The organism is Spirosoma sp. SC4-14 (assembly GCF_037201965.1).
Classification (GTDB): domain Bacteria; phylum Bacteroidota; class Bacteroidia; order Cytophagales; family Spirosomataceae; genus Spirosoma.
The window spans coordinates 5,306,868-5,328,831 of record NZ_CP147518.1; the positions used below are offsets into that span (position 1 = coordinate 5,306,868).

Consider the following 21,964-nt stretch of genomic DNA (forward strand, 5'->3'; position numbering starts at 1 on the left):
CTATGACATTCTACCAACAGCAGTTCCTGAAAATTCGTAGTGAATGTTACGCCGATGAGTATATATGCCAACAGGTGATGCGTGCCAAACGATTCATCGACAATCACTTTTCCGATAACATCGACCTCCACACGATAGCCAGCGAAGCATCTCTGTCCAGGTTCCACTTTATCCGGGTCTTTAAACGACTGTATGGCCGCACACCGCACCAGTATGTCATCAGTGTTCGGATCGAACAGGCGAAACGGCTATTACGAGCCAACAGAGCCGTTAAAGACGTATGTTTCGCTGTTGGTTTTGAGAGCACCAGTTCATTTACCGGGCTTTTTAAAAAAGCAACAGGCTATACGCCATCCGACTATCCGCATCGGCAACAGGAAACTACCATAACCGCAATTTTCAAGAAGCATCTTCAGCCGTAATCCACAATCTTTGCCAAACATATATTGACGGCATTATACCTGATGAAGATCAAAGTAACAAGCCTGATGGTTAGCGATCAGGACAAAGCGCTACACTTCTACACCAATGTTTTGGGATTCGTTAAAAAAACTGAAATACCACTGGGCGATCATCGATGGCTAACGGTTGTTTCCAGCGAAGAGCAGGAAGGGGTCGAATTGCTCCTCGAACCGATGGCATTTGCACCAGCCCAGAGCTACCAGAAAGCCCTCTTCGCGGCCGGAATTCCGGCTGCCATGTTCAACGTAGACGACATTCACACCGAATACGAACGGCTTGTAAAACTAGACGTTTCGTTTAGTATGCCCCCAACTACGATGGGTCCGGTAACAATAGCCGTCCTCGACGATACCTGTGGTAATCATATTCAGTTGGTTCAGGTATAGACAACAAGCTAAACTGTAGCACGGTTGTAAGAAGTTTCTGACGATCATTTTACCCGTTAATCGTGCCACAGTTTAGCTTGCATCTTACTCACCGTTGACCGATATGGCAAGCAGATACCAGGCTGCGTGCGGAAGCCACTGCTCGGCCCAGCGCCAGTCGTAATCTTTGCCGGTCATTGTATAGGCCAGATTGAAATCAATATCGTCTTCGTTATCCAGACCGGATGTAATTCCGTTTACAATGCCGCCGGGGGCGTTGGTGTATTCAAACGTACCGAAAAAACCATAGGCCGGATTGTTATGGCCAACGCCCTGCAACATACAGGCATCGAAGGGATTCAGGCCCAGAATCCAGTTTAACTGATCGAGCGCAAATCGTTCATACTGGTCATGTATGGGTTTATCATCGGCAAACAACTCCGCAGCCATTCGGGCGGCTGTAGCCATCGACCCCAGCCGCGCATTTTCGCCCTGCCACCAGGGCGAGGCTTCACTGCCGTGCGGAAAGAAAAACGTGGTTCGGCGAGCACCCAGCGTGTCCTGAACCAGTTGGCGGCTATAGCCAAACGGGTTGCTGACTTCCTTTGTCACGGCCAGCTCGAACGCCATTGATCGCTTAATCGCCTGTTTGATAGCAACCTGTGTTTCGGACGAAGCCAATGGGTAATACGTAATCAGGCTCACGACAGGCAAGCCCGCATCAGAAGGATGAAAAAACGGACGGTCTTTCTCATCAGCCCGCCAGAAATCGGTGTAGTTTTTCCAGGAAGCCAGGCGGCCAATCAACTGTTTCGCTCGTTTTTCGGCCGCCTGCTTATACATTTCTTTCTTTGTAGCCCGAAATAATTCGGTAGCAGCCGTCAGGGCACAGTAATCGTCTACGATGTTTTCCCGTCCGTCGTTGGTCATGGCTACGTTTTCTTTTTCCAGAAATGCGAAGGCCTTTTCGGCAGCGTTCCGATAATCGGCTGGCCCGAAATCACCCGTCATGTCGCCAGGATAGGTTGACGCCATAGCCAGCGCAGCAATAGCCACTCCACCACCCGACCGATAGCTGACCTGATAACTCCGCCAGTTGGTTTCGTCGGTAGCACTGGCAAGTGTCTGCTCTTTGGTCTGTTTGATCCGATACGCTTTATCCTCGGCCTGAATCACCCGGTCATTGGCCAGCTTGCGCGGTCCCGGCGCTTTTACGGATCGATAAAACGACCCGTTTTTAGCCTGCACACGCACCAAATAATCGGCCCCATACATGGCTTCATCGAGCAACCGGCGGTTATATTGACGAAAGTCGGTTCCTGTTCGTTTTGTTAGTCGTTCATAGCTTTTCAACAGGCTCCAGACGGTCAGCGAAATTTGTTGTGGGTTAAAGTACGACGAGAATGTCAGGTGCGACAGGTGTTTACCATAATCGCCGGTAGCATCGTACCAGCCACCATGTACGTCGAGCGTATCGCCAGGTTTACCGGCCAGAATCAGGTGATGATCGGCCTTGTCGAGCAACCCCGAACTCCGTTGCCCTTTAAAATAGTAGAGCACATCAGACAGGGTAAACTGCTCCAGCACACTCCTGCCAATTGCGAACGGATACGACGATACGGTTTTGCCCGACACCGGAACCTGAAGTTTGTAATTCCCTTCGGTTGCGTATGCACTGAAATCGACTGTCCAGAACAGCCAGTTTTTCCATTTATTCACTGGCCCGCTAAACACCGGCTTACCCGAATAAACGATCTTACCCGTTTCGGCATCAACAAGCTGAACCAGTGGAATCGACAACTGCCGGTTGGCCAGAATAACAGCCCGTTTCGCTTTCTTACTATCGTAGCCCACCTGATTGGTCAGCACCTTAACCGATTGGGCATGAAGCGTTAACGAAAGAAGTAATAAGGCAATCAGCAGGCCAATGTTTTTTACAAAGCGAGGTATAAAGATTGTCATTGGTTGAGTGGTCAATGGTCTTCGAAACTGTTTCCAGGCTAGACCTAAAAGGTTTCAAAAACCTTTTAGGTCTGTGTATCCAACGTCTAATGACCGCTTCCCCAGAAAATAGCATTGCGGAAAATAGTGGTGAAGGCGTCGTTATCGAATAAATTAGGATGGTGGCCCATGAAGATGTAGACATTACGAGCTTTCATGTGCTCGTTCGACCAGATAACCGGATGGTCGCCCCCCATTTTTATATCAGAATTGGGCGAATACGTCGATTCGTCGACCGTGGCTAACACCTTCACATTCGGTCGGGGACTTTTATCGTACGTATACCACTCTTCGGTTTGTACGTCAAATGAAGCCGGTACCCCTTTCATGCAGGGATGGTTTTTGGCGTCAACATGCACGGTGGCTTTGGCAAAACTGGCAATGTAGTTTTTATAGCGAATGCCGCCCAGAAACTCCGAAAACCAGGGCCACATGGCATAGCCATCGAACTCACCCAGCAACGACGCATGATGAAACCCAACCCATCCTCCTTTGCCCTCGGTAATATATTTCCGAAAAGCGGCTTTGGCCGTATCGCTCCACATATAAGGCGGAAAATTCAGTTGAATAAACAACTGATATTTTGACAGAAATGCATCGTTGACCGGTTCGGCATTTTCGATATAATCGATGGTGAAGTTGTTTTCGTCGGCCAGTTTTTTCAGCCACACTTTGGCCGCAGCCACAAATGGCGCATGAATGCCTCCCGCTTCGGTCATAGCCACCACTCTAAATCGGGGCTTTTTCGCCTGAGGATACGAAAAAACTGACGTACTTACCAGGAAACAGATTAACAAACTGCCGAAAGCCAGATGGCTAATAATCGTTTTTTTCATACTTGAGGACGAACAATGTGCCCCATTTGCAAGCCAGCAGAGGCTACATACCAACAATGAGCCTGCAAAAAAGCCACAAAATGGTCAGACTCTGGGCATGATAATGCGTTTTTTCGACAGGATTAACCGGATTTTCAGGATTAGTGAACTAGCTATTGTCAAAACTAATCCGGTTAATCCTGTCGAAAAAAGAACTTGTACCTCTCCCGACGACACTATGCGCGTATCAGTCGAGCACATCGTATCTTTGCGAGATTTTTTAGATCAGGAATGTCATTCACTAAAGTATATCTACAGGCCGGACGCGATGAAGCCGTTCGGCGTTTTCATCCCTGGGTTTTTTCACGAGCCATTGGACGATACGAAGGCAATCCGCAGGATGGTGATGTGGTTGAAGTATACGACCGCAAAGGGCACTATCTGGCCAGCGGCCATTACCACGACGGCAGCATTGCAGTCCGCATTTTTTCGTTCGGAGCCACTGCTGGCGGCCCCGTCACGCCCGATGTCGACTACTGGACCCAAAAGCTGAGGCACATACACAGCATTCGACAGGCCATTGTTACTGGCAACCGGGGTGCCGGACCAACCAACTGCTACCGGCTGGTGCATGGCGAAGGCGACGGCTGCACCGGCCTCATTATCGATATGTATAATGGCGTTGCCATTTTGCAGGCTCACTCCATCGGAATGCACCGCGAACGGCTGCTGATTACCGAAGCGCTGAAAAATGTGTTTGGCAACGAACTGCAAGCCGTTTACGATAAAAGTGCCGAAACACTACCCGATGAGTATGGCTCCAGCGTAGTGAACGGATACCTATATGGTCATACACCCGTTCCGCATCCGGTACAGGAAAACGGCAACACGTTCCTGATTGACTGGATTACTGGACAGAAAACGGGATTCTTTCTCGACCAGCGCGACAACCGGCAACTGCTGGCTCAGTATTCGCGCGGCAAGAAAGTACTGAATGCGTTCTGCTATTCGGGCGGTTTTTCGATCTATGCGATCAAGGCTGGTGCCAGTCTGGTGCATTCGGTCGATGTTTCGCAAAAAGCTATTGCGTTAACCAATCAGAACGTTGCGGCCAACTTCGGCGAAACCGACAAGCACGAAGCTTTTGCCGACGATGTAATGCACTATCTGAAAGGGAACGGTGATCATCAGTACGATGTAGTGGTACTCGATCCGCCCGCCTTTGCCAAAAGTCTGACGGCACGGCACCGGGCCGTGCAGGGCTACAAACGACTCAATGCAGAAGGGTTACGCCGGGTGGCTAAAGGAGGCATTCTGTTTACGTTTTCCTGCTCGCAGGTGGTTGATCGTGAGTTATTTTACAACACCATTGTAGCGGCTGCCATCGAAGCCGGGCGACAGGTGCGGGTGTTGCATCATCTTAGCCAGCCTGCCGATCATCCGGTCAGCCTGTTCCATCCCGAAGGCGGCTACCTGAAAGGGCTGGTACTATGGGTCGAATAAGGTAGGGCTGGCCCAACGAAACGGGCTCATTTGGTGTTAATGAATACAATCAGGGAACGATATACATAGAAATCTGAAACGGGGCTATACAACATAGGGGCCTTTCCGTTAATTTTGGCCCACATTCGCTCAGTTGCGGTCCGCAACAGCGGTCCCGACCGGTCTTTTTACAACTCGAAATATACTAAGCTGATATGGCTGAATTAATCCGAATGCCCAAAATGAGCGACACAATGACCGAAGGCGTCATTGCAGAGTGGCACAAGAAAGTGGGCGATAAAGTAAAATCAGGCGACGTACTGGCCGAAGTCGAAACCGACAAAGCCACCATGGATCTTGAATCGTACGAAGATGGTACGTTGCTCTACATCGGCGTTGAAAAAGGCGCTTCGGTGCCAGTAGATGGTGTATTGGCCGTTATTGGAGCCGAAGGAGAAGATTACAAAGCATTACTCAACGGATCGAGTGGTGGCAGTCAGGAAGCGGCACCAGCACCAGCCGCAACGCCAGCTCCGGCACCCAGCGGAGCCGCAAGCGGAGAAACCGCCACCAAACTCTCCGACCAGCAGGCTGTTTCGGCAGCCCCCGCCGAAAGCGTCAATGCAACGGTTATTCGGATGCCCAAAATGAGCGACACGATGACCGAAGGTACCATTGTAGCGTGGCATAAAAAAGAAGGCGACACCGTGAAATCGGGCGATATTCTGGCCGAAGTCGAAACCGACAAGGCAACAATGGACCTCGAAGCCTACGAAGAAGGTACACTGCTCTACATTGGTGTAAAAGAAGGTTCGTCTGTTGCTGTCGATGACATTATTGCCGTTGTTGGCGAAAAAGGTGCCAACTTCAAAGTGCTGCTGGAAGGTAGCTCTTCGGCTGCTCCGGCCGCTACCGGCGAAGGTGGTTTGCAGACGGCTGAGCAAAATCCGCAGGCCAGCGTCCCGGCCAATGCCGACACCGATCTGTCGTATGCTGGTGGCGCAGGCGATCTTGCCGAATCAAACGGCCGTGTTAAGGCATCGCCATTGGCCAAGCGCATCGCCGAAGAGAAAGGTATCAATCTGGCTCAGGTTCACGGAACTGGCCCCGAAGGCCGCATCGTGAAAAGTGATGTTGAGTCGTTTGTTCCGGGTAGTGCTCCGGCCGCTAAGCCTGCTCCTGCCGCAACGCCAGCTTCAGCACCGGCTCCTGCGCCAGCACCAGCCGCACAACCAACTGCGCCACAGCCACAGGGCGAATATGAAGATGTGCCGGTTTCGCAAATGCGCAAAACCATTGCCCGTCGCCTGAGCGAAAGCCTGTTCACGGCTCCGCACTTCTACCTGACCATGGAAATCAACATGGACAAAGCGATGGAACTGCGTAGCACGGTCAATGGCGTAAGCGCGGTGAAAGTTTCGTTCAACGATTTTGTAATCAAGGCGGCCGCTCTGGCGCTGAAACAACATCCGAACGTAAACTCGTCGTGGCTGGGCGATAAAATCCGGAAGTACAAATATGTCAATATTGGTGTAGCCGTAGCCGTCGATGAAGGCTTACTGGTGCCCGTTGTTCGTAATGCCGATCAGAAAACGCTGTCGACCATTTCGGGCGAAGTGAAAGAAATGGCCGGAAAGGCGAAGGACAAAAAACTACAGCCGAAAGACTGGGAAGGCAGCACATTCTCGATCTCGAACCTGGGTATGTTCGGCATTGAAGAATTTACGGCGATCATCAACCCACCCGATTCGTGCATTCTGGCCGTTGGTGCGATTAAGCAAACCGTTAAAATTGAAAACGGTGAAATGAAGCCAACCAACGTCATGAAAGTTACGCTCTCCTGTGATCATCGGGTTGTCGATGGCGCTACCGGCGCGGCTTTCCTGCAAACGCTCAAACAATTGCTCGAAGACCCAATGCGGATGCTGGTGTAAAATCGGCTTAGGCTTTAGGGTTGCTCCGCTCATTTAGGTTCTGAACAAGTGGAGCACCCCTAAACCAATAAAAACCCCCGCCGGAACGTTCCGGCGGGGGTTTTTATATCTATTAAGGATAGGCGATTAAACCGTTGTTGGCTCCAGAGCAGCCTGTAATTTTTGTTCCAGGACGTTACGGGGAACAGCACCGATAACTTTATCAACGAGTTGACCGTTTTTGAAAACCATCAACGTTGGAATGCTACGGATACCGAACTTGGCGGGAATCTGGGCGTTCTGATCAACGTCCATTTTAGCCACAACGGCTCTGCCTTCGTATTCGCCAGCGAGTTGCTCCACAACTGGACCGATCATTTTACAAGGACCGCACCATTCGGCCCAAAAATCTACTAAAACCGGCTTATCGGAATTAATCAGTTCGTTGAAGTTCGCATCGGTCGCTTCGACGGCATGTGATCCTGCTGCCATGAGTGAAATCTGTTTATTTAGTTTAACTTGTTTCTCCCACATAAACCGTTTTCGGGGCGATTAGTTCCTGATCTCAGTTTACGGAGTCGGTTATTCCGTTTATGCGAAGTTGCTTTTCAGAGCGTGTCGGCTCCCCTACCGGAGGGCGATATTTCTGGAAGGGAATTTTCAGCAGATTACTAATATTGGCATGTTCGGAAGGCTCGGGATGCGTATCAATTCCATAGTGAATGGTCTTATTCGGCATTTCATAATACGTCCCAAACAAGCGATCCCAGTAGGGGAAAATATTGCCGTAGTTGGTATTGGTTATGGGCAATACGTAGTGATGATGAACGTGGTGCATATTGGGCGTTACAATAACCAGTCCCAGCATCCGGTCGGCCCAGCGGGGAAGCTCAATATTGGCATGGTTGAATTGCGACAACAGCACCGATAAGGCCTGATACAGAAAAACCAGCCACATGGGCGAACCCGTTATCAAAACTGCCAACATCGTAAAGGCAAACCGAATAACACTTTCGCCGGGATGATGCCGGTTTGCCGTTGTGGTATCTACATAAACATCGGAATGATGAATCAGATGAAACCGCCACAGGAACTTAACCTTATGCTGCGTCCAGTGGGGCAACCAGGCCCCAACCAGATCCAGTGCCAGCAATCCAACAATCAGTTCGGCCCAAAGCGGCAACGATAGCCATTGCAGTAGCCCAACATGGTGCTGTATAGACCAGTCGCTGGTACGCAATAGCAGAAATGCCAGCAGAAAATTGACCACAATGGTGGTGATTGTAAAGAAGATATTGATACCAGCATGATTTATTTTCCGGTACGAAAACTCAAACAGTGGAATCGCACTTTCAATCAGCCAGAAAATGGCAATACCGCCTACCAGAATCAGGCTACGGTGCAGTGATGGTATATGTTCGAAATAATCGACGAAACGCTCCATAGGTTTTGTCTTACTTTTTATTGCTATTAGCCAAATATACGCTTTCTGTAGCATATAATTTTCTTACCCTTGCTACACTATTCCTCTTTCCGGGTGCCTTTGCGCCATCTTCGTGTTCTTTGCGTCCAACATTTGCCCATGTCGGTTTTCGGTCGTTGGTTTGTAACATTGATTGCGTTAACTGCTTACTGACAATGCCTCAACCAAAATTTGCCCGCGAATCCATGACGGTGATGACGGAAATGGTGCTTCCTAACGACACCAACACGCTCAACAACCTGATGGGAGGCCGGCTGCTTCACTTCATGGACATTGCGGCTGCCATTGCCGCTCAAAAACATTCAAATCGAATTGTCGTAACGGCTTCAGTCGATAACGTTTCGTTTTCGGAACCGATCCGGCTGGGCAATATCGTTACCATGAAAGCACAGGTAACACGGGCTTTTAGCTCATCGATGGAAGTATTCATTGAGGTATGGGCCGAAGACATTCCGGCTGGTGTTCGGGTTAGCACTAACAGTGCTTATTACACCTTTGTGGCTGTTGACCAGAGCGGTCGGCCTATAGAAGTGCCGCAGGTTGTTCCCGAATCCGACGAAGAAAAAGACCGTTATGCCAGCGCCCTCCGTCGGCGGCAATTGCGGTTAGTATTGGCCGGTCGGATGAAAGCGCAGGAGGCAACCGAACTTCGGGAGTTTTTGAAAGTCTGACCAGGATTTATATGATTTTTGTGACGGCCCTTGATTGTGTTCGCTTCTTTAACGCGGTTTTTAATCAAACAAAATCAAGGGCCGTCACAAAAATCATATAAATCCTGGTGCAACCCTCTCTCCACCTTGCTGCATCTTGCCGTAAAGAGCTTGTACTAAGACAATGACACTTTACAACCCTTCAGATGCGGCACGGCCATCGCAGCGATTATATTATATTGACTGGATCAGAGTTCTGGCCTTTATGATCCTGATTTTTTTTCACTGTGCTATGCCGTTTGTACAATTCGGCTGGGAGATCAAAAATCGTGAGCACTCCATTTTCCTGGATCGGCTCATTATCTGGCTTCATCAGTGGCGACTTCCTCTATTGTTCTTTATTTCGGGCGTTGGCGTCCGGTTTTCGTTACGAAAACGGTCGGTAGCTGCATTCTTTGGCGAACGGGTCGTTCGATTGTTCATTCCGCTTGTGTTCGCCATGTTTTTCACAATTCCCCTTCAGGTTTATTTTGAATGGTTGCAAACGGGTAAAATCCACAAAAGCTACTGGCAGTTTTATCCAAGCGTCTGGGCAATGACTCCCTACCCCGAAGGCTCACTCACCTGGAGCCATATGTGGTTTGTAGTTTATCTTTTTGTTTTTACGATTCTGCTTTTGCCAGCTTTTGCCGTATTTAAAACCAAAGCCATGCAAACCTGGGCACAACGAGCCGATGTCTTTTTCCGCTACCCAATTTCAAATCTGTTGCTAGCGATTCCCTTTATTGGCTACTACTTCACGCTATACATCCGCTGGCCAGCACAGGGTAGCCTGCTCGACGACTGGTTCGTTTTCGATTCGTCAATCACATTCTATTTCTTAGGTTTTATTCTGGCAGATCTGCCTTCCTTCTGGGATACCTGCGAACGCTATCGTAGATCCTTTTTAGGAATTGTACTTGTGTGCGTAGCTTTTCTATTCTGGAAGTACTACTGGACCGTGGAGTTACCCAAACAGCAGGACACGTCGCTGTATATTTATGGTTTTTTTGACGGCTTACAGATCTGGACAATCATTTTAACCGCCGTGGGCTACGCCCGACGATACATGAATTTTTCGAATCGGCGGCTGACCTATCTAACTCCCGCTGTTTATCCGTTCTACATCCTTCACCAGACCGTGATCGTAGCTACCGGCTATTATGTCGTTCAATGGAATAGCGCAATAGGGCTCAAACTGGCAGTATTGATTCTTGTCTGCTTTATAACAATACTAGTCATCTATCACTTTCTGATTCGTCCATTCGTTATTCCCCGCATTCTGTTTGGCCTAAAACCGAAACGATCAGACAAGCCTATCCATGAAACATACACAGTAGGCACCCAACCTGGCTAGACATCCGTATTGGTCAATAAAAATATCGGTTTGCAGCAAAGCACAGCCTCCCTACAAACCGACACCACATTAATTATCAAAAACGCGTCAAAGAAGCGAACACAAAGCAAAGGCAGTCAGAAAATTCAGAATTACTTCGCCAGCTTAATTGATTGCCAGGTTACCAGTTGCCATTGATTTCCTGTACGGACATACACATCCGTGTATTTCAGGTGGGTATTGATCGTTTGACCATTGTTCATGGCCTTGATCATGCAAACCCCATTAATAATAGCCGTATTGCCGTAGATACGAACCTTCTGCTCTTCAACATTAATTGCGTCGTATTTCGATTTGCCGTCGCGAATCGACTGAATAAACGACTGCTTGGAGTCGGTATTGCCGTTCGAGTGGGTATATACGAGATCATTACTAAGCGTCTGCTCCAGTATTGCATAATTCTTGCTAACCTGCGCATCGAAACGCTTTTTTTCGGCGCTGATAACCGCTTTTTTTATGGCATCAGTCGTTGCCACAGCCGATTGTGCATGTGCTCGCTGAGCCAACAGAACGAAGGAGAGGATAAGGATTTTTTTCATACCTACCAAAGAAAAGGCGTTGTCATTCCTACCGTTTTAGCGCAGCGCTTCGCCTTATTTCGCCTGCATCTGCATGATGGCCTGATAAACCAGTACTTTAAATTTGTCGTTCAGATCGCCAAAACTGTTTGGCACTTTCTGGGTGTACAGCAACGCAACAATACCCTCTTTTGGATCGACCCAGTAGGTTGTGCCGAAGAACCCGCCCCAATTGTAGGCTCCTGCCGAAACGGGCAATCGGGCAGCGCTGCGCTCCGACGTAATGGAAAATCCTAACCCAAACTTATCGGCTCCCTCATTCAGATCGCCAATTTGATTACTTGTAATCAGTCGCACCGTTGTTGGGCTCAGAAAACGCTTTCCGTCGTATTCGCCCCTATTGAGCATCATTTGCAGAAAGATAGCATAATCATATAACGTCGACGACAAACCCGCTCCGCCCGAAAAATACGTACCGGCCACTTTCGGATAATCGGCCGAGATGCCATTGAGAGAAGGCAAAGGCTGAACCGTTTTGGTCGAATCTTCGGTATAGACTTTTGTCAGTCGCGACTGCTTTTGGGCAGGTAGGTAAAAATAGGTATCGTTCATTCCGAGCGGCTCAAACAACCGGGTCCGCAGATACTGATCGAGCGATTGCCCCGACAGTACTTCAATCAGATACCCCACCACATCGACGCTCAAACCATAGGACCAGCGTTCGCCAGGCTGGTGGATTAGTGGCAGTGCTGCCAGTCGATTCATGGCATCGGCAAGTGTTCCTTCGGGCGTACCGATGCCGCTCGGAATTTTATTTTTGGCATAAATAGCCACTGCTTCTTTTGTACCGATGCTCGGGTAGCTAATGCCCGACGTATGGGTCAGCAACTGCCGAATGGTGATTTCTCGTTTTGCCGGAACGGTCGTATAGGTAGTGTCTTTTTCGTTGAATTTGTCCAGCACTTTCGGGTTTTTAAAGGCCGGAATATACTTCGAAATCGGATCATCGAGCAGGAATTTCCCTTCTTCAAACAACATCATGAGACCAATGCTGGCAATGGCCTTCGTTTGCGAAGCAATCCGAAAAATAGCGTCGCGTTTCAGCGGTGTTTTGGCCCGAATGTCGTCCTGCCCATACGCTTTATGATAGACAATTTTGCCATTGCGAGCTACCAGCACAGCCACGCCAGCCTGCCGCTTCCGGGCAATGTAATCGTTAATCACGGCATCCATCCGCTGCAAACGGGCGGTGCTCATACCCACTGTTTCGGCAGGAGCCTCCTGCAAGATTGCCGTGTTTGCGGTTGTTTTTACCCAAGCAGCCCGGGGAGCGATTGGTTGCGCAGAGGCCGACAGAAAAAAACCGGCCATCAGGCCGGTTAAAACAAATGCTTTCATGAAAGAACCGGAGTTAGGAGCCAGTACGAAGATAGTTATTTCAGCGTACCGGTATACGTTTCTGTTTTCTTGACCGATGTTCCATCTTTGAGCGTTTCGGTGGTAGCCGTAATGGCAATAGCCTTTTTGGTGGTTGCCTGATCGACGCCAAAAACGCCCGTTGCCTTATAATCGCCCGTGTAGGTATTGCTGGGCGGAATAAAAATCTGACCGCTTGTTTTATCGATAACTGTAAACGATGAGCCGCTAAGCTCAGCTGTTACTTTATACGATTGCTCACTGGCTTCAATATAAATCTCGTTTGCATTTGCCCCTTTCGTAACTACAATCGTTGTAGCACCATACTCAGGGTTCAAAGCAATAGACCCCAACGAAATCACACTCTGGTAGCCCTGGGCTCCACCATCGTAGGTACCCACATACTGATCGCGGGGGTCAACATCGGAGCCGGAACCCGATTTTTTACAGCCTGTTGTTAATGAGCCAACAAGCGTTATGGCAACAAATAAAGTACGGAGGGATCGAGCGGCAGAGCGAGTAGCCATGATTCTGAAAGATAATATGAATTGTGTTTGTAAGCTGTCTATCAAACGTTGTGCCGGGTTTGTCAAGTATAGACAATGCTAAAAAGAGCAAATTTAGGCAGGTTTTCTAGATTACGCTCCTTTGCAAACGCATATTAATCCTCAAAATCAGCAACGGTTTATGCTGCTATCTACCAGTTTCTGACCGCTACAAATTGTTCACTTATCAAAATCAGCGTATTGGCACCAAAGTACCGTGCTCACGAAACCAGCCAGCCCAGTCAGCCAAACCAGCAGGAAGCTCACCCGCGGAATTGCCACACTCCCTGCCATGCCTGTATTTAGTCCCGGAACGGCCCAGGGAAAGTAACTCCCCAAACCAGCAGCCGCAATAATCTGGGCCAAAACCAGCGTGAGTACCACAAAGCCAATCGGCGCTAAATAGCCCCGACCAATGGTAGCCAGCAAAGCCGCCGGAAAGCTCAGCAGAATAGTCAGCCCAGCCGTTTTGACAAGCAACATTAAACTAGCCAACCAGGCATTACCGGGCCAAACAGCCAGATGCAGCCACTTGCCAATCAGAAAACCTTCCAGAACAATAGCAGCCAGCAACAGCAAACACACCCCACTCACAACAATAAATTTGGCCAGCATGATCGTAGACCGGGCCATGGGCAATGCCAGCAGGTCTTTTAGGGTATGATCGGCATATTCCCGGCCAAAGATCCAGCTTGTCAGGAACCCGAAAACCAGCAACCCACCTACGGCCACACCCTGCGTAATCAGCCCTATGAATGAAATCCAGTCGGCCTTACCGGTCAGGAGTTTGGCTTTTTCATTCATCATTCCGCCCGAAACAAGCCCCGGATTTTGTAGTAGAATCATAAAGAATCCAGCCATAAGGGGTAGAAACGAAAAAGCCAGCCATGTTAGCCAAACTACGCGCGACCGGCGCACTTTGAGCAGTTCGGCCCAAATGGCAGTAAGCAGAGAATTCATTGCTTCGGGTTATGTTGATGAATGATTCGTAAAAAATATGATTCCAGATCTTCTTCTTCCACCCCCAGCCGTATGGGTATATGACCCGCTCCAACCAGAGATTGCACAACACTTTCGGGCCATTGCACAGCCCGCTCGTCTTCTATCGCCAGCATATTGCCTTCTGTAAACTGAGCCTGATACCCTTGTCGGTTCAGAAAATGCGCCGAATCGGCTGGTTCACGAAACTGAAGGCACAGTCGTTTTTTTCGAAGCTGTTCTAACTGACGAACCGTAAGTTCCTGTAGAAGAACACCTTTGTCAATAATACCGATTCGGGTAGCCAGCCGGGCAACTTCGCCCAAAATATGACTCGAAATGAACACGGTTGTGCCCCGTTGGCGAACCATCTCCCGCAACAACTCCCGTATGTCAACAATACCCGCCGGGTCGAGTCCATTTGTGGGTTCGTCCACAATAAGCAACTCGGGCTGATGGATCAGAGCTTTCGCCAAACCCAGCCGCTGCGCATTACCCAGCGACAGATTCTGCGCCCGAACGTGCTGATAGGCTCCCAACTGTAGCTGTTCAATGATCCGGTTTGTTGCTACCCTATCGGTCAGGCCACGCAACCGGCGGCAGATTTCAATATTTTCCTGAACGGTCAGTTCAGGATAGGCAAAGGGCACTTCGACCAGATAGCCAATTTTGTTCCATGGCCCCGGTTGCCCCCTTCGAATCCGTTCACCAGCTATCTGTATTTCGCCCGATGTGGGCCGAATCATGCCCAGCAGCATTCGGATCGTGGTTGTTTTCCCGGCACCATTCAGCCCCAGAAAGCCATAAATTTCACCAGCCTCAACCCGGATAGAGACATCGTCGACGGCCGTAAACTGACCATATTGTTTTGTAAGCCCCCGTGTTTCGATAATTGCCATATGCGTTTACCAATTTCACTCAAAGATGTGACTCTCAGTTGCATAGACCATTGCTAAAGTGAATAAGAAGCCGAAAAACATACATCAGACCGAAAAAAACAGCAGTAAAGCAGACCGCCATTGCCAACACCAAACTATCATTACTTATTTCTTCAGTTGCCCGGCCGTATGCCCTTTTTCTTTTAGATCGAATGCTCACCCCAAGCAATTTTCCATATATTATTTTATATTAAAAATAAATAATAGAATTTAATTAAGTTAAATATAATTTAAAGCAATTTTAATTTTAATAAATAGCGAAAATTCATAATTTTCAAAAATCAATTCTATCTACTTTCAAACCGAAAGTGCAATAGCAGGTAGATCCCTCTATTAACCAAACGCCAAACCATTACGTTGAATCGCCGAGATTTCATGTCCGTTGCGGGCAAAGGTGCCAGTGCTTTCCTACTGACACAAATTCCCGTCGTTGGTCGCCCGGTCAGTCCCGAAGCCCTGCTGGCACCGGGCCTCGACGTTGCCGTTAAGAAACGACTGGCCGATGCGGCCCTCAATGCAGCCAAATCGAAAGGCGCCACCTATGCCGATGTACGCATTGGCCGCTACCTGAATCAGTTTGTTATTACCCGCGAAGACAAGGTTCAAAACCTGACCAATACCGAATCGTATGGGATCGGTGTACGAGTGATTGCCGACGGTTGTTGGGGTTTTGCTGCTCTTGGCGAAGCTAAAACAGAGGCCGAAGTAGCGAAAGCAGCCGAAAAGGCCGTAGCAATGGCGAAAGCCAATGCCATGCTCTCAGAAGAGCCGGTTCAACTGGCACCACAGAAAGGATTTGGCCAGATAAGTTGGGAAACGCCGATCCTGAAAAATGGTTTCGAAGTGCCCATCAAAGAAAAAGTCGACTTGCTGCTGAGCGTCAATAATGCTGCCATGCAAAATGGAGCCAGCTTTGTGAACTCGCAATTGTTTCTGATTAACGAACAGAAATATTTTGCCTCTACCGATGGCTCCTATATCGACCAGACCATTCACCGGCTCTGGCCTACATTTACGGTTACGGTGATTGATCCTAAAACGGGTAAGTTCGAAACCCGCGATGCCCTGAGCGCACCGATGGGCATGGGCTACGAATACCTGCAGACGAATCCGGCCGATAAACTAACCGGCATTACAACCCGCTACAACAAAGGCTACGACATGCTCGAAGATGTGGTAGCTGCGGCCAAACAGGCTAAACAGAAGCATTCGGCCAAATCGGTCGAAGCCGGTAAATACGATCTGGTGCTCGATCCATCACACACCTGGCTAACCATCCACGAATCGGTTGGCCATCCCCTCGAACTCGACCGGGTACTGGGCTACGAAGCCAACTTTGCCGGTACTTCGTTTGCTACCCTCGACAAGTGGAAAACGAAACATTTCAATTACGGTAGCCAACGGGTTACGCTCTTTGCCGATAAAACTCAGACGGGTTCGCTGGGAGCGGTTGGCTACGACGATGAGGGTGTAAAAACCAAACGCTGGGATCTGGTTAAAGACGGGATTCTGGTCAACTATCAGGCCATCCGCGATCAGGTTGGTATGCTGGGCGAAACCGAATCGCAGGGCTGCTGCTATGCCGATAGCTGGAGCACCGTTCAGTTTCAACGCATGGCCAATGTTTCGCTGGCTGCCGGAAAAGACCAACTGTCGGTCGATGAGCTGATCAAGGACGTCAAACGAGGTATCTATATCATTGGCGATGGCTCTTATTCCATTGATCAGCAACGCTATAATTTCCAGTTTGGCGGACAGTTGTTCTACGAAATCAAAGACGGGCAGATTGCCGGGATGCTGAAAGATGTAGCCTATCAATCCAACACGCAGGAATTCTGGAACTCCTGCGTTAGTGTCTGCGACGAGCGCGACTACCGGCTGGGCGGTTCCTTTTTCGACGGCAAAGGGCAACCCATCCAGATCAATGCCGTTTCGCACGGTAGTGCCACCGCCCGTTTCAACGGTGTCAACGTAATCAACACTGCCCGGAAAATTTAAGTTTTTGGTTTATGGGGTCGCTGCCTGTTAGGGCCTAAATAAGCGGAACAACCATAAAACCGAACACCCCAAACCGTCTCCCTATGTCAGTCATACTTCCAGAACCGGCCGTAAAAGCCTTACTCAGCAAGGCACTTGCCCATTCTAAAGCCGACGAGTGCGAAGTGAATCTCACGGGCGAAGAATGGAGCAACATTCGATATGCGCGCAACAAAGTATCGACCTGCGGGTCTGTCACATATAACCGTATGGCCGTTCAGTCAGCCTTTGGTAAAAAAATCGGCGTTGCCACAATTGATGAATTCGACGACGCATCGATTGAAAAAGTAGTGCGTCGGTCAGAAGAGCTTGCTCGACTAGCTCCCGAAAACCCCGAATATATCGGGTTGCTGAGCCCTCAGCAATACCTGCCTGCCAGTGGTTATTTCGAATCAACGGCAAACGTATCGGCGGCCGACCGGGCCAGGGCCGTAGCCCAGAGTATTCAGATCGCCAAATCGCAAAGCCAAACCGTGGCCGGTTATCTGGAAGATCGGATTGGCTACTCGGCCATGATGAACTCGAAAAGATTGTTTGCCTACTATCCAGACACACGGGTCAATTTTAGTGCAACCATTCGTACCGACGACGGAACCGGATCGGGTTATGCCACACAGGGTGTGAGCGATTTTCTGCGACTTGATACCGCATCGGCTACTAAAATTGCGCTTCAGAAAGCAGTGGCATCGGTTAACGCCCGCGCCATCGAACCCGGCAAATACACCGTTATTCTGGAGCCGCTGGCAGCCGCCGTACTGCTCGAACACCTGTTTCGGAGTCTGGATGCCCGCAGTGCCGATGAGGGTCGTTCGTTCCTGAGCAAACCGGGAGGAAAATCAAAACTGGGCGAGCGACTTATGGACGAGCGTGTGACGATTTATTCTGACCCGACCAATCCTAACTTACCCGCTTCGCCCTGGGCACCCGACGGACGGGCACAGGAGAAAATAAAGTGGATCGACAAAGGCATCATCAAAAACCTTACGTATTCGCGTTACTGGGCCGAGAAAAAAGGGGTTAAGGCAATTCCGGTACCCACTAATTTCATGATGGAAGGTGGCACCGCCACCCTCGATGAATTGATCAAAAGCACACAACGGGGCATTCTGGTCACCAAATTCTGGTATATCCGCTCTGTTGATCCGCAATCGCTGCTGGTTACGGGCCTCACCCGCGATGGAACGTTTTATATCGAGAACGGTAAACTCAAACACCCGGTCAAAAATTTCCGGTTCAACGAAAGCCCGGTTATCATGCTCAACAACCTGGAATCACTCGGGAAAGTCGAACGAGTCGTAAGTAGTGAAGGGTCGTTCGCCAACTACCTGGTTCCGGCCATGAAAATCCGGGAGTTTACGTTTACCTCGCTATCGGATGCTATATAACCAGTTATTTGTTATTGGAACGAACCATCTCAATAACAACTGACAACTGACCAATACCGAATGACAGACGATAACCAGAAGTCGGGCCTCAACCGCAGAGATCTATTGAAATATAGCCTTCAGGGCGTTGCCTTGACCGCGTTCGGCTCCGCACTCTCCAATTCAGCCAAAGCCAGTGCTCCGGCATTTTTGAGTCAACGGCCAAAAAATGGTAAAATCGTGGTAGTGGGCGCCGGAGCGTTCGGTGGCTGGACAGCCCTGCATCTGCTTCGAAAGGGTTATAACGTAACGCTTGTCGATCAGTTTGGCGCGGGCAACAGTCAGGCCAGTTCGGGTGGCGAAACCCGGCTGATACGAGCCTATTACAGCGATCCGGTCTATGTTGACATGGCAATGCGGGCCGTTACGCTCTGGAAAGAAAATGAACCGCGTATGGAACAAACGATTCTGCATCAGAATGGATTGTTACTGTTCAATTATCCATCCAGCAAAGCCGAATCTGAAGCTGCCATTGCCATCTACAAAAAAGCGAACCTGCCGCTCGAAAAAGTTAGCCTCGATGATGCGGTGAAACGATGGCCACAGATTGGCGTTGAAGGCCTCGACCATGTCCTGTACGATCCCTCGGCAGGTTATCTGGATGCGCGCAAAGGCTGTCTGGCCGTTTGCAATCTGTTTCTTAAAGAAGGCGGCACATTTTTGCAGCAGCGGGTGCAGACCGAAACGATTCAGAACGGGAAAGTCACTTCCATAACACTGACTGACGGCACCCGACTCGAAGCCGACAGCGTTGTATTTGCCTGTGGACCGTGGCTGGTTCGTTTGTTTCCGCAGTTGACCCGGAAACTAAAGGTAATGCGTGCGTTGTGTTTCTTTTTTGCCTCCCCGTCTGGCCAGGCCGATCTGATGGAAAATAAATTACCAACCTGGATGGACCGCGACATGACCGGGCCATTCCGTTCATTTGGCGTACCGGGAAGCGATTTCAGAGGTTTTAAAGTTGGTCTGACACCACCCGACAACAACATTACCGACCGATTCGACACCTATCACCGCATCATAAAACAGGAAGAATTCGACATGGCGCTGGGTGTACTGAAACGTCGGTTCCCGAAAATGGTTGGTCAACCGCTCATCGAGCAGCGTGTTTGTCAATATACCAGCACGCCCGATACTGATTTCATTCTCGACACGCACCCCGAAGCCGATAATCTTTGGCTCATGGGTGGCGACTCAGGACACGGCTATAAACAGGGCGCATCATTTGGCGAAATAGCCGCCCATACGGTTGAAGGGAAACTAGAAAAATCAGCAAAATTTTCACTCAAACGACTGATCGGCTAAGGCTATACCAAACGAAGGCTCAGGTTTCAATTCGAAAAAGTCTAAAGAGAATATAGGTGCAGAACCAATATCTTGGTAAATTGCAAGCGCGCACCGTAAAAATGACTATTTCCATTGAAATCGTTTACCGCCATTGGTTTTCTCATTCTGTTGCTCTATCATTTGATAGGGTTGCCATTGGCTGTACTTACCTTTGACGAAACCTACCAATCGGCAACGCCCATATCGTCCGACGATCACTGGAAACTGGTTAAACTTCCCATTTCGTTGCCCTATACCGCATCCTGGGAAAACCCCGATGGTCTGGACGGGCTTGTTCAGGATGGCGATAATTTTTACAATATTGTTCATCAGCGGTATGCCAACGACACGCTCTACACGTTGCTGAAAACCAATCAGAATGCCCGCGATCGTTTTTTCGACCTGGCCGATCAGTTGCAGCAATTCAGCACTGATCAGGAAGCGTCCCAAACCCCGCTGAGCCGTCTGTTAAAGCTTCTCAAAGAGCGCCTGACAACCTATTTACTACCTTCTCTCTACCGTCTGACCCAACCATTAGCCGTAAGCCTGTCCGAACACTCTGTTTATGGCAACATCTGGTTCGCTCACTATGGAGTCGATCAGGTTCCCAATTCCCCTCCTCCTCAGCAATAGCCCTGTTTTTTCCCTGCTTTTTTTGATAACAGTCCGGCCTACACCCAGGTTGCGACTATTCTATCGTCGTTTCTAAAGGCGTCCTCATCGAACACGCCCAAAACTTTTACAGGCTATTTTACCCATGAAATATTTATCAATTATTGCCTTTCTGCTTATCAGCCTCAATGGCTGCAAGCCCAAAGCTACCCCCGAACAATACAACGCTCAGGCTTCGAATCCTCAATTTCTGTATGACTGTTCGAAGGCGTTGACCGACATCATGATTCACGACATTTTTAAGCCCCCCGTGGCCAGTCGGATCTATGGTTATACCTATATGGCGACCTACGAAGCCCTGCGGCCAGGCTATTCAGATTATCCGGTCATCATGGGCAAAATAAAAGGATCGACACCGGCACCAGCCCCTAAAGCCGGTGAAGTTTATTGCTTTCCGCTGGCCAGTCTGAAGGCTTTTCTGACCGTGGCTCGGGCGCTGACCTTTTCGGCCGATATGTGGGATAAATTCGAAGCCGAGCTTATGCCGAAACTCGAAGCGCTCAACATTCCGAACGATGTTTATGAACGATCCATGCAATATGGCGAGCAGGTAGCCCGGCACGTTCTTGACTATTCGAGCAAAGACCATTATAAAGAAACGCGGGGTTTCCGGTATACCGTAACCAACAAGCCCGGAAGCTGGGTGCCCACTCCACCTGCCTACGCCGATGCCTGCGAACCCCAGTGGAATACGGTTCGTATGTTTACAGTAGATTCACTTCGGCAGTTTCGCTGCCCTCCGCCCGCAAAATATGATCTGAACCATAACAGCCCATTCTGGAAATTAACCGAAGAAGTTTATGAGATGGGCAAACGGAAAGATAAAACAGAACAGGAAATCGCTTATTTCTGGGACGACAATGCGTTTGTGACCAACGTATCGGGACACGTTATGTTTGCCAGCAAAAAAATGACTCCTCCTGGCCACTGGATTGCCATTGCCACAACGCTGGCCAGGAAGCAGAAACTAGACATGATTCAGACGGCACAGGTCTATGCCCTGGCGTCCATTGCCATGTACGATGCCTTCATTGTTTGCTGGGATGAAAAATACAGCAGCGTTCGGATTCGGCCCGAAACGGTCATCAACAACAATATCGACCCGGCCTGGCGTCCTTACCTGGAAACCCCTGCATTTCCTGAATACGTAAGTGGTCACAGCGATATTTCGGCGGCTGCCGGACAGGTAATCGGACACCTGATTGGGCAGAACGTAGCATTTGTCGATTCAACGGAGCATCCATACGGACATGGTGTTCGCTCATTTAAATCCATTAAAGATGCCTATATGGAAGCGTCTATTAGCCGGGTTTATGGTGGCATTCACTTCCGCGACGGGGTTGAAGAAGGTACCCGGCAAGGCGAGCATATTGGCCAGTGGGTAGTTCATACGCTGTTACCTACGCCAACTATCGCGTCGAAATAAGCCAATAGTATTGCTTTTTCTTTCTGCGAATCGGCTCATTGATAGCCTCCATTATGCCGATATAGACAGAAATTTCAT

General features: G+C 49.4%; 20 protein-coding genes. 11 read left to right on the forward strand and 9 right to left on the reverse strand.

What is annotated here, in order from left to right:
* The first annotated feature begins 2 nt into the window (after positions 1-2).
* Together WBJ53_RS21665 and WBJ53_RS21670 are read left to right on the forward strand one after the other, a co-directional pair.
* Positions 3-422: an AraC family transcriptional regulator gene (locus WBJ53_RS21665; protein WP_338870018.1), complete on the forward strand. Its 420-nt coding sequence runs from the start codon at positions 3-5 to the stop codon at positions 420-422.
* A 42-nt stretch (positions 423-464) separates the two neighbouring features.
* The gene (locus WBJ53_RS21670; RefSeq protein ID WP_338870020.1) at positions 465-848 is read left to right on the forward strand and encodes a VOC family protein; all 384 of its coding nucleotides are present in this window, start codon (positions 465-467) and stop codon (positions 846-848) included.
* 84 nt (positions 849-932) lie between these two features.
* On the opposite strand, the gene WBJ53_RS21675 is transcribed toward WBJ53_RS21670, so the two are convergent.
* Positions 933-2,789: a glycoside hydrolase family 9 protein gene (locus WBJ53_RS21675; RefSeq protein WP_338870021.1), complete on the reverse strand. Its 1,857-nt coding sequence runs from the start codon at positions 2,787-2,789 to the stop codon at positions 933-935.
* Positions 2,790-2,875: 86 nt separating this feature from the next.
* Positions 2,876-3,664 carry a ThuA domain-containing protein gene (locus WBJ53_RS21680; RefSeq protein ID WP_338870024.1) on the reverse strand — a complete coding sequence of 263 codons (789 nt, stop codon included), beginning with the start codon at positions 3,662-3,664 and terminating at the stop codon, positions 2,876-2,878.
* A 270-nt stretch (positions 3,665-3,934) separates the two neighbouring features.
* Here WBJ53_RS21680 and WBJ53_RS21685 point away from each other — a divergent pair, with 270 nt between their 5' ends.
* Entirely contained in the window at positions 3,935-5,146 is a 1,212-nt protein-coding gene (locus WBJ53_RS21685; RefSeq protein WP_338870026.1) for a class I SAM-dependent rRNA methyltransferase, read from the forward strand.
* Between the two features lie 194 nt (positions 5,147-5,340).
* On the forward strand, positions 5,341-7,059 hold the full coding sequence (locus WBJ53_RS21690; RefSeq protein ID WP_338870029.1) for a pyruvate dehydrogenase complex dihydrolipoamide acetyltransferase: 1,719 nt from the start codon (positions 5,341-5,343) through the stop codon (positions 7,057-7,059).
* A 126-nt stretch (positions 7,060-7,185) separates the two neighbouring features.
* On the opposite strand, the gene trxA is transcribed toward WBJ53_RS21690, so the two are convergent.
* Both trxA and WBJ53_RS21700 read right to left on the reverse strand, forming a co-directional pair.
* Positions 7,186-7,530, reverse strand: coding sequence for a thioredoxin (gene trxA / locus WBJ53_RS21695; RefSeq protein WP_162391103.1), 345 nt, complete (start codon positions 7,528-7,530; stop codon positions 7,186-7,188).
* Between the two features lie 73 nt (positions 7,531-7,603).
* The gene (locus tag WBJ53_RS21700; protein WP_338870035.1) at positions 7,604-8,482 is read right to left on the reverse strand and encodes a sterol desaturase family protein; all 879 of its coding nucleotides are present in this window, start codon (positions 8,480-8,482) and stop codon (positions 7,604-7,606) included.
* Positions 8,483-8,676: 194 nt separating this feature from the next.
* Here WBJ53_RS21700 and WBJ53_RS21705 point away from each other — a divergent pair, with 194 nt between their 5' ends.
* The gene (locus tag WBJ53_RS21705; RefSeq protein ID WP_338870037.1) at positions 8,677-9,192 is read left to right on the forward strand and encodes an acyl-CoA thioesterase; all 516 of its coding nucleotides are present in this window, start codon (positions 8,677-8,679) and stop codon (positions 9,190-9,192) included.
* A gap of 163 nt (positions 9,193-9,355) precedes the next feature.
* A complete protein-coding gene (locus WBJ53_RS21710; protein ID WP_338870039.1) occupies positions 9,356-10,567 on the forward strand; it encodes an acyltransferase family protein in 1,212 nt (403 codons plus the stop codon).
* 131 nt (positions 10,568-10,698) lie between these two features.
* On the opposite strand, the gene WBJ53_RS21715 is transcribed toward WBJ53_RS21710, so the two are convergent.
* From WBJ53_RS21715 to WBJ53_RS21735, 5 genes are all read right to left on the reverse strand, one after another.
* On the reverse strand, positions 10,699-11,145 hold the full coding sequence (locus tag WBJ53_RS21715; protein WP_338870041.1) for a nuclear transport factor 2 family protein: 447 nt from the start codon (positions 11,143-11,145) through the stop codon (positions 10,699-10,701).
* A gap of 54 nt (positions 11,146-11,199) precedes the next feature.
* A complete protein-coding gene (locus tag WBJ53_RS21720; RefSeq protein ID WP_338870044.1) occupies positions 11,200-12,522 on the reverse strand; it encodes a serine hydrolase domain-containing protein in 1,323 nt (440 codons plus the stop codon).
* Between the two features lie 35 nt (positions 12,523-12,557).
* Positions 12,558-13,067, reverse strand: coding sequence for a hypothetical protein (locus WBJ53_RS21725; RefSeq protein WP_338870046.1), 510 nt, complete (start codon positions 13,065-13,067; stop codon positions 12,558-12,560).
* 198 nt (positions 13,068-13,265) lie between these two features.
* Positions 13,266-14,045: an ABC transporter permease gene (locus tag WBJ53_RS21730; RefSeq protein ID WP_338870048.1), complete on the reverse strand. Its 780-nt coding sequence runs from the start codon at positions 14,043-14,045 to the stop codon at positions 13,266-13,268.
* Positions 14,042-14,962 carry an ABC transporter ATP-binding protein gene (locus tag WBJ53_RS21735; protein WP_338870050.1) on the reverse strand — a complete coding sequence of 307 codons (921 nt, stop codon included), beginning with the start codon at positions 14,960-14,962 and terminating at the stop codon, positions 14,042-14,044. The genes WBJ53_RS21730 and WBJ53_RS21735 overlap by 4 nt, the downstream gene beginning before the upstream one ends.
* Before the next feature lie 396 nt (positions 14,963-15,358).
* Between WBJ53_RS21735 and WBJ53_RS21740 the strand changes: the two genes are divergently transcribed.
* The 5 genes from WBJ53_RS21740 to WBJ53_RS21760 all read left to right on the forward strand — a co-directional run bounded on the left by WBJ53_RS21740 (position 15,359) and on the right by WBJ53_RS21760 (position 21,886).
* On the forward strand, positions 15,359-16,999 hold the full coding sequence (locus WBJ53_RS21740; protein WP_338870053.1) for a TldD/PmbA family protein: 1,641 nt from the start codon (positions 15,359-15,361) through the stop codon (positions 16,997-16,999).
* An 83-nt stretch (positions 17,000-17,082) separates the two neighbouring features.
* Entirely contained in the window at positions 17,083-18,423 is a 1,341-nt protein-coding gene (locus tag WBJ53_RS21745; protein ID WP_338870055.1) for a TldD/PmbA family protein, read from the forward strand.
* Positions 18,424-18,483: 60 nt separating this feature from the next.
* Positions 18,484-19,767, forward strand: coding sequence for an FAD-dependent oxidoreductase (locus tag WBJ53_RS21750; RefSeq protein WP_338870057.1), 1,284 nt, complete (start codon positions 18,484-18,486; stop codon positions 19,765-19,767).
* 114 nt (positions 19,768-19,881) lie between these two features.
* Complete coding sequence (locus WBJ53_RS21755) at positions 19,882-20,421, forward strand: hypothetical protein (RefSeq protein ID WP_338870059.1); 540 nt, start codon at positions 19,882-19,884, stop codon at positions 20,419-20,421.
* A 124-nt stretch (positions 20,422-20,545) separates the two neighbouring features.
* Complete coding sequence (locus WBJ53_RS21760) at positions 20,546-21,886, forward strand: vanadium-dependent haloperoxidase (RefSeq protein ID WP_338870061.1); 1,341 nt, start codon at positions 20,546-20,548, stop codon at positions 21,884-21,886.
* Positions 21,887-21,964 lie beyond the last annotated feature (78 nt).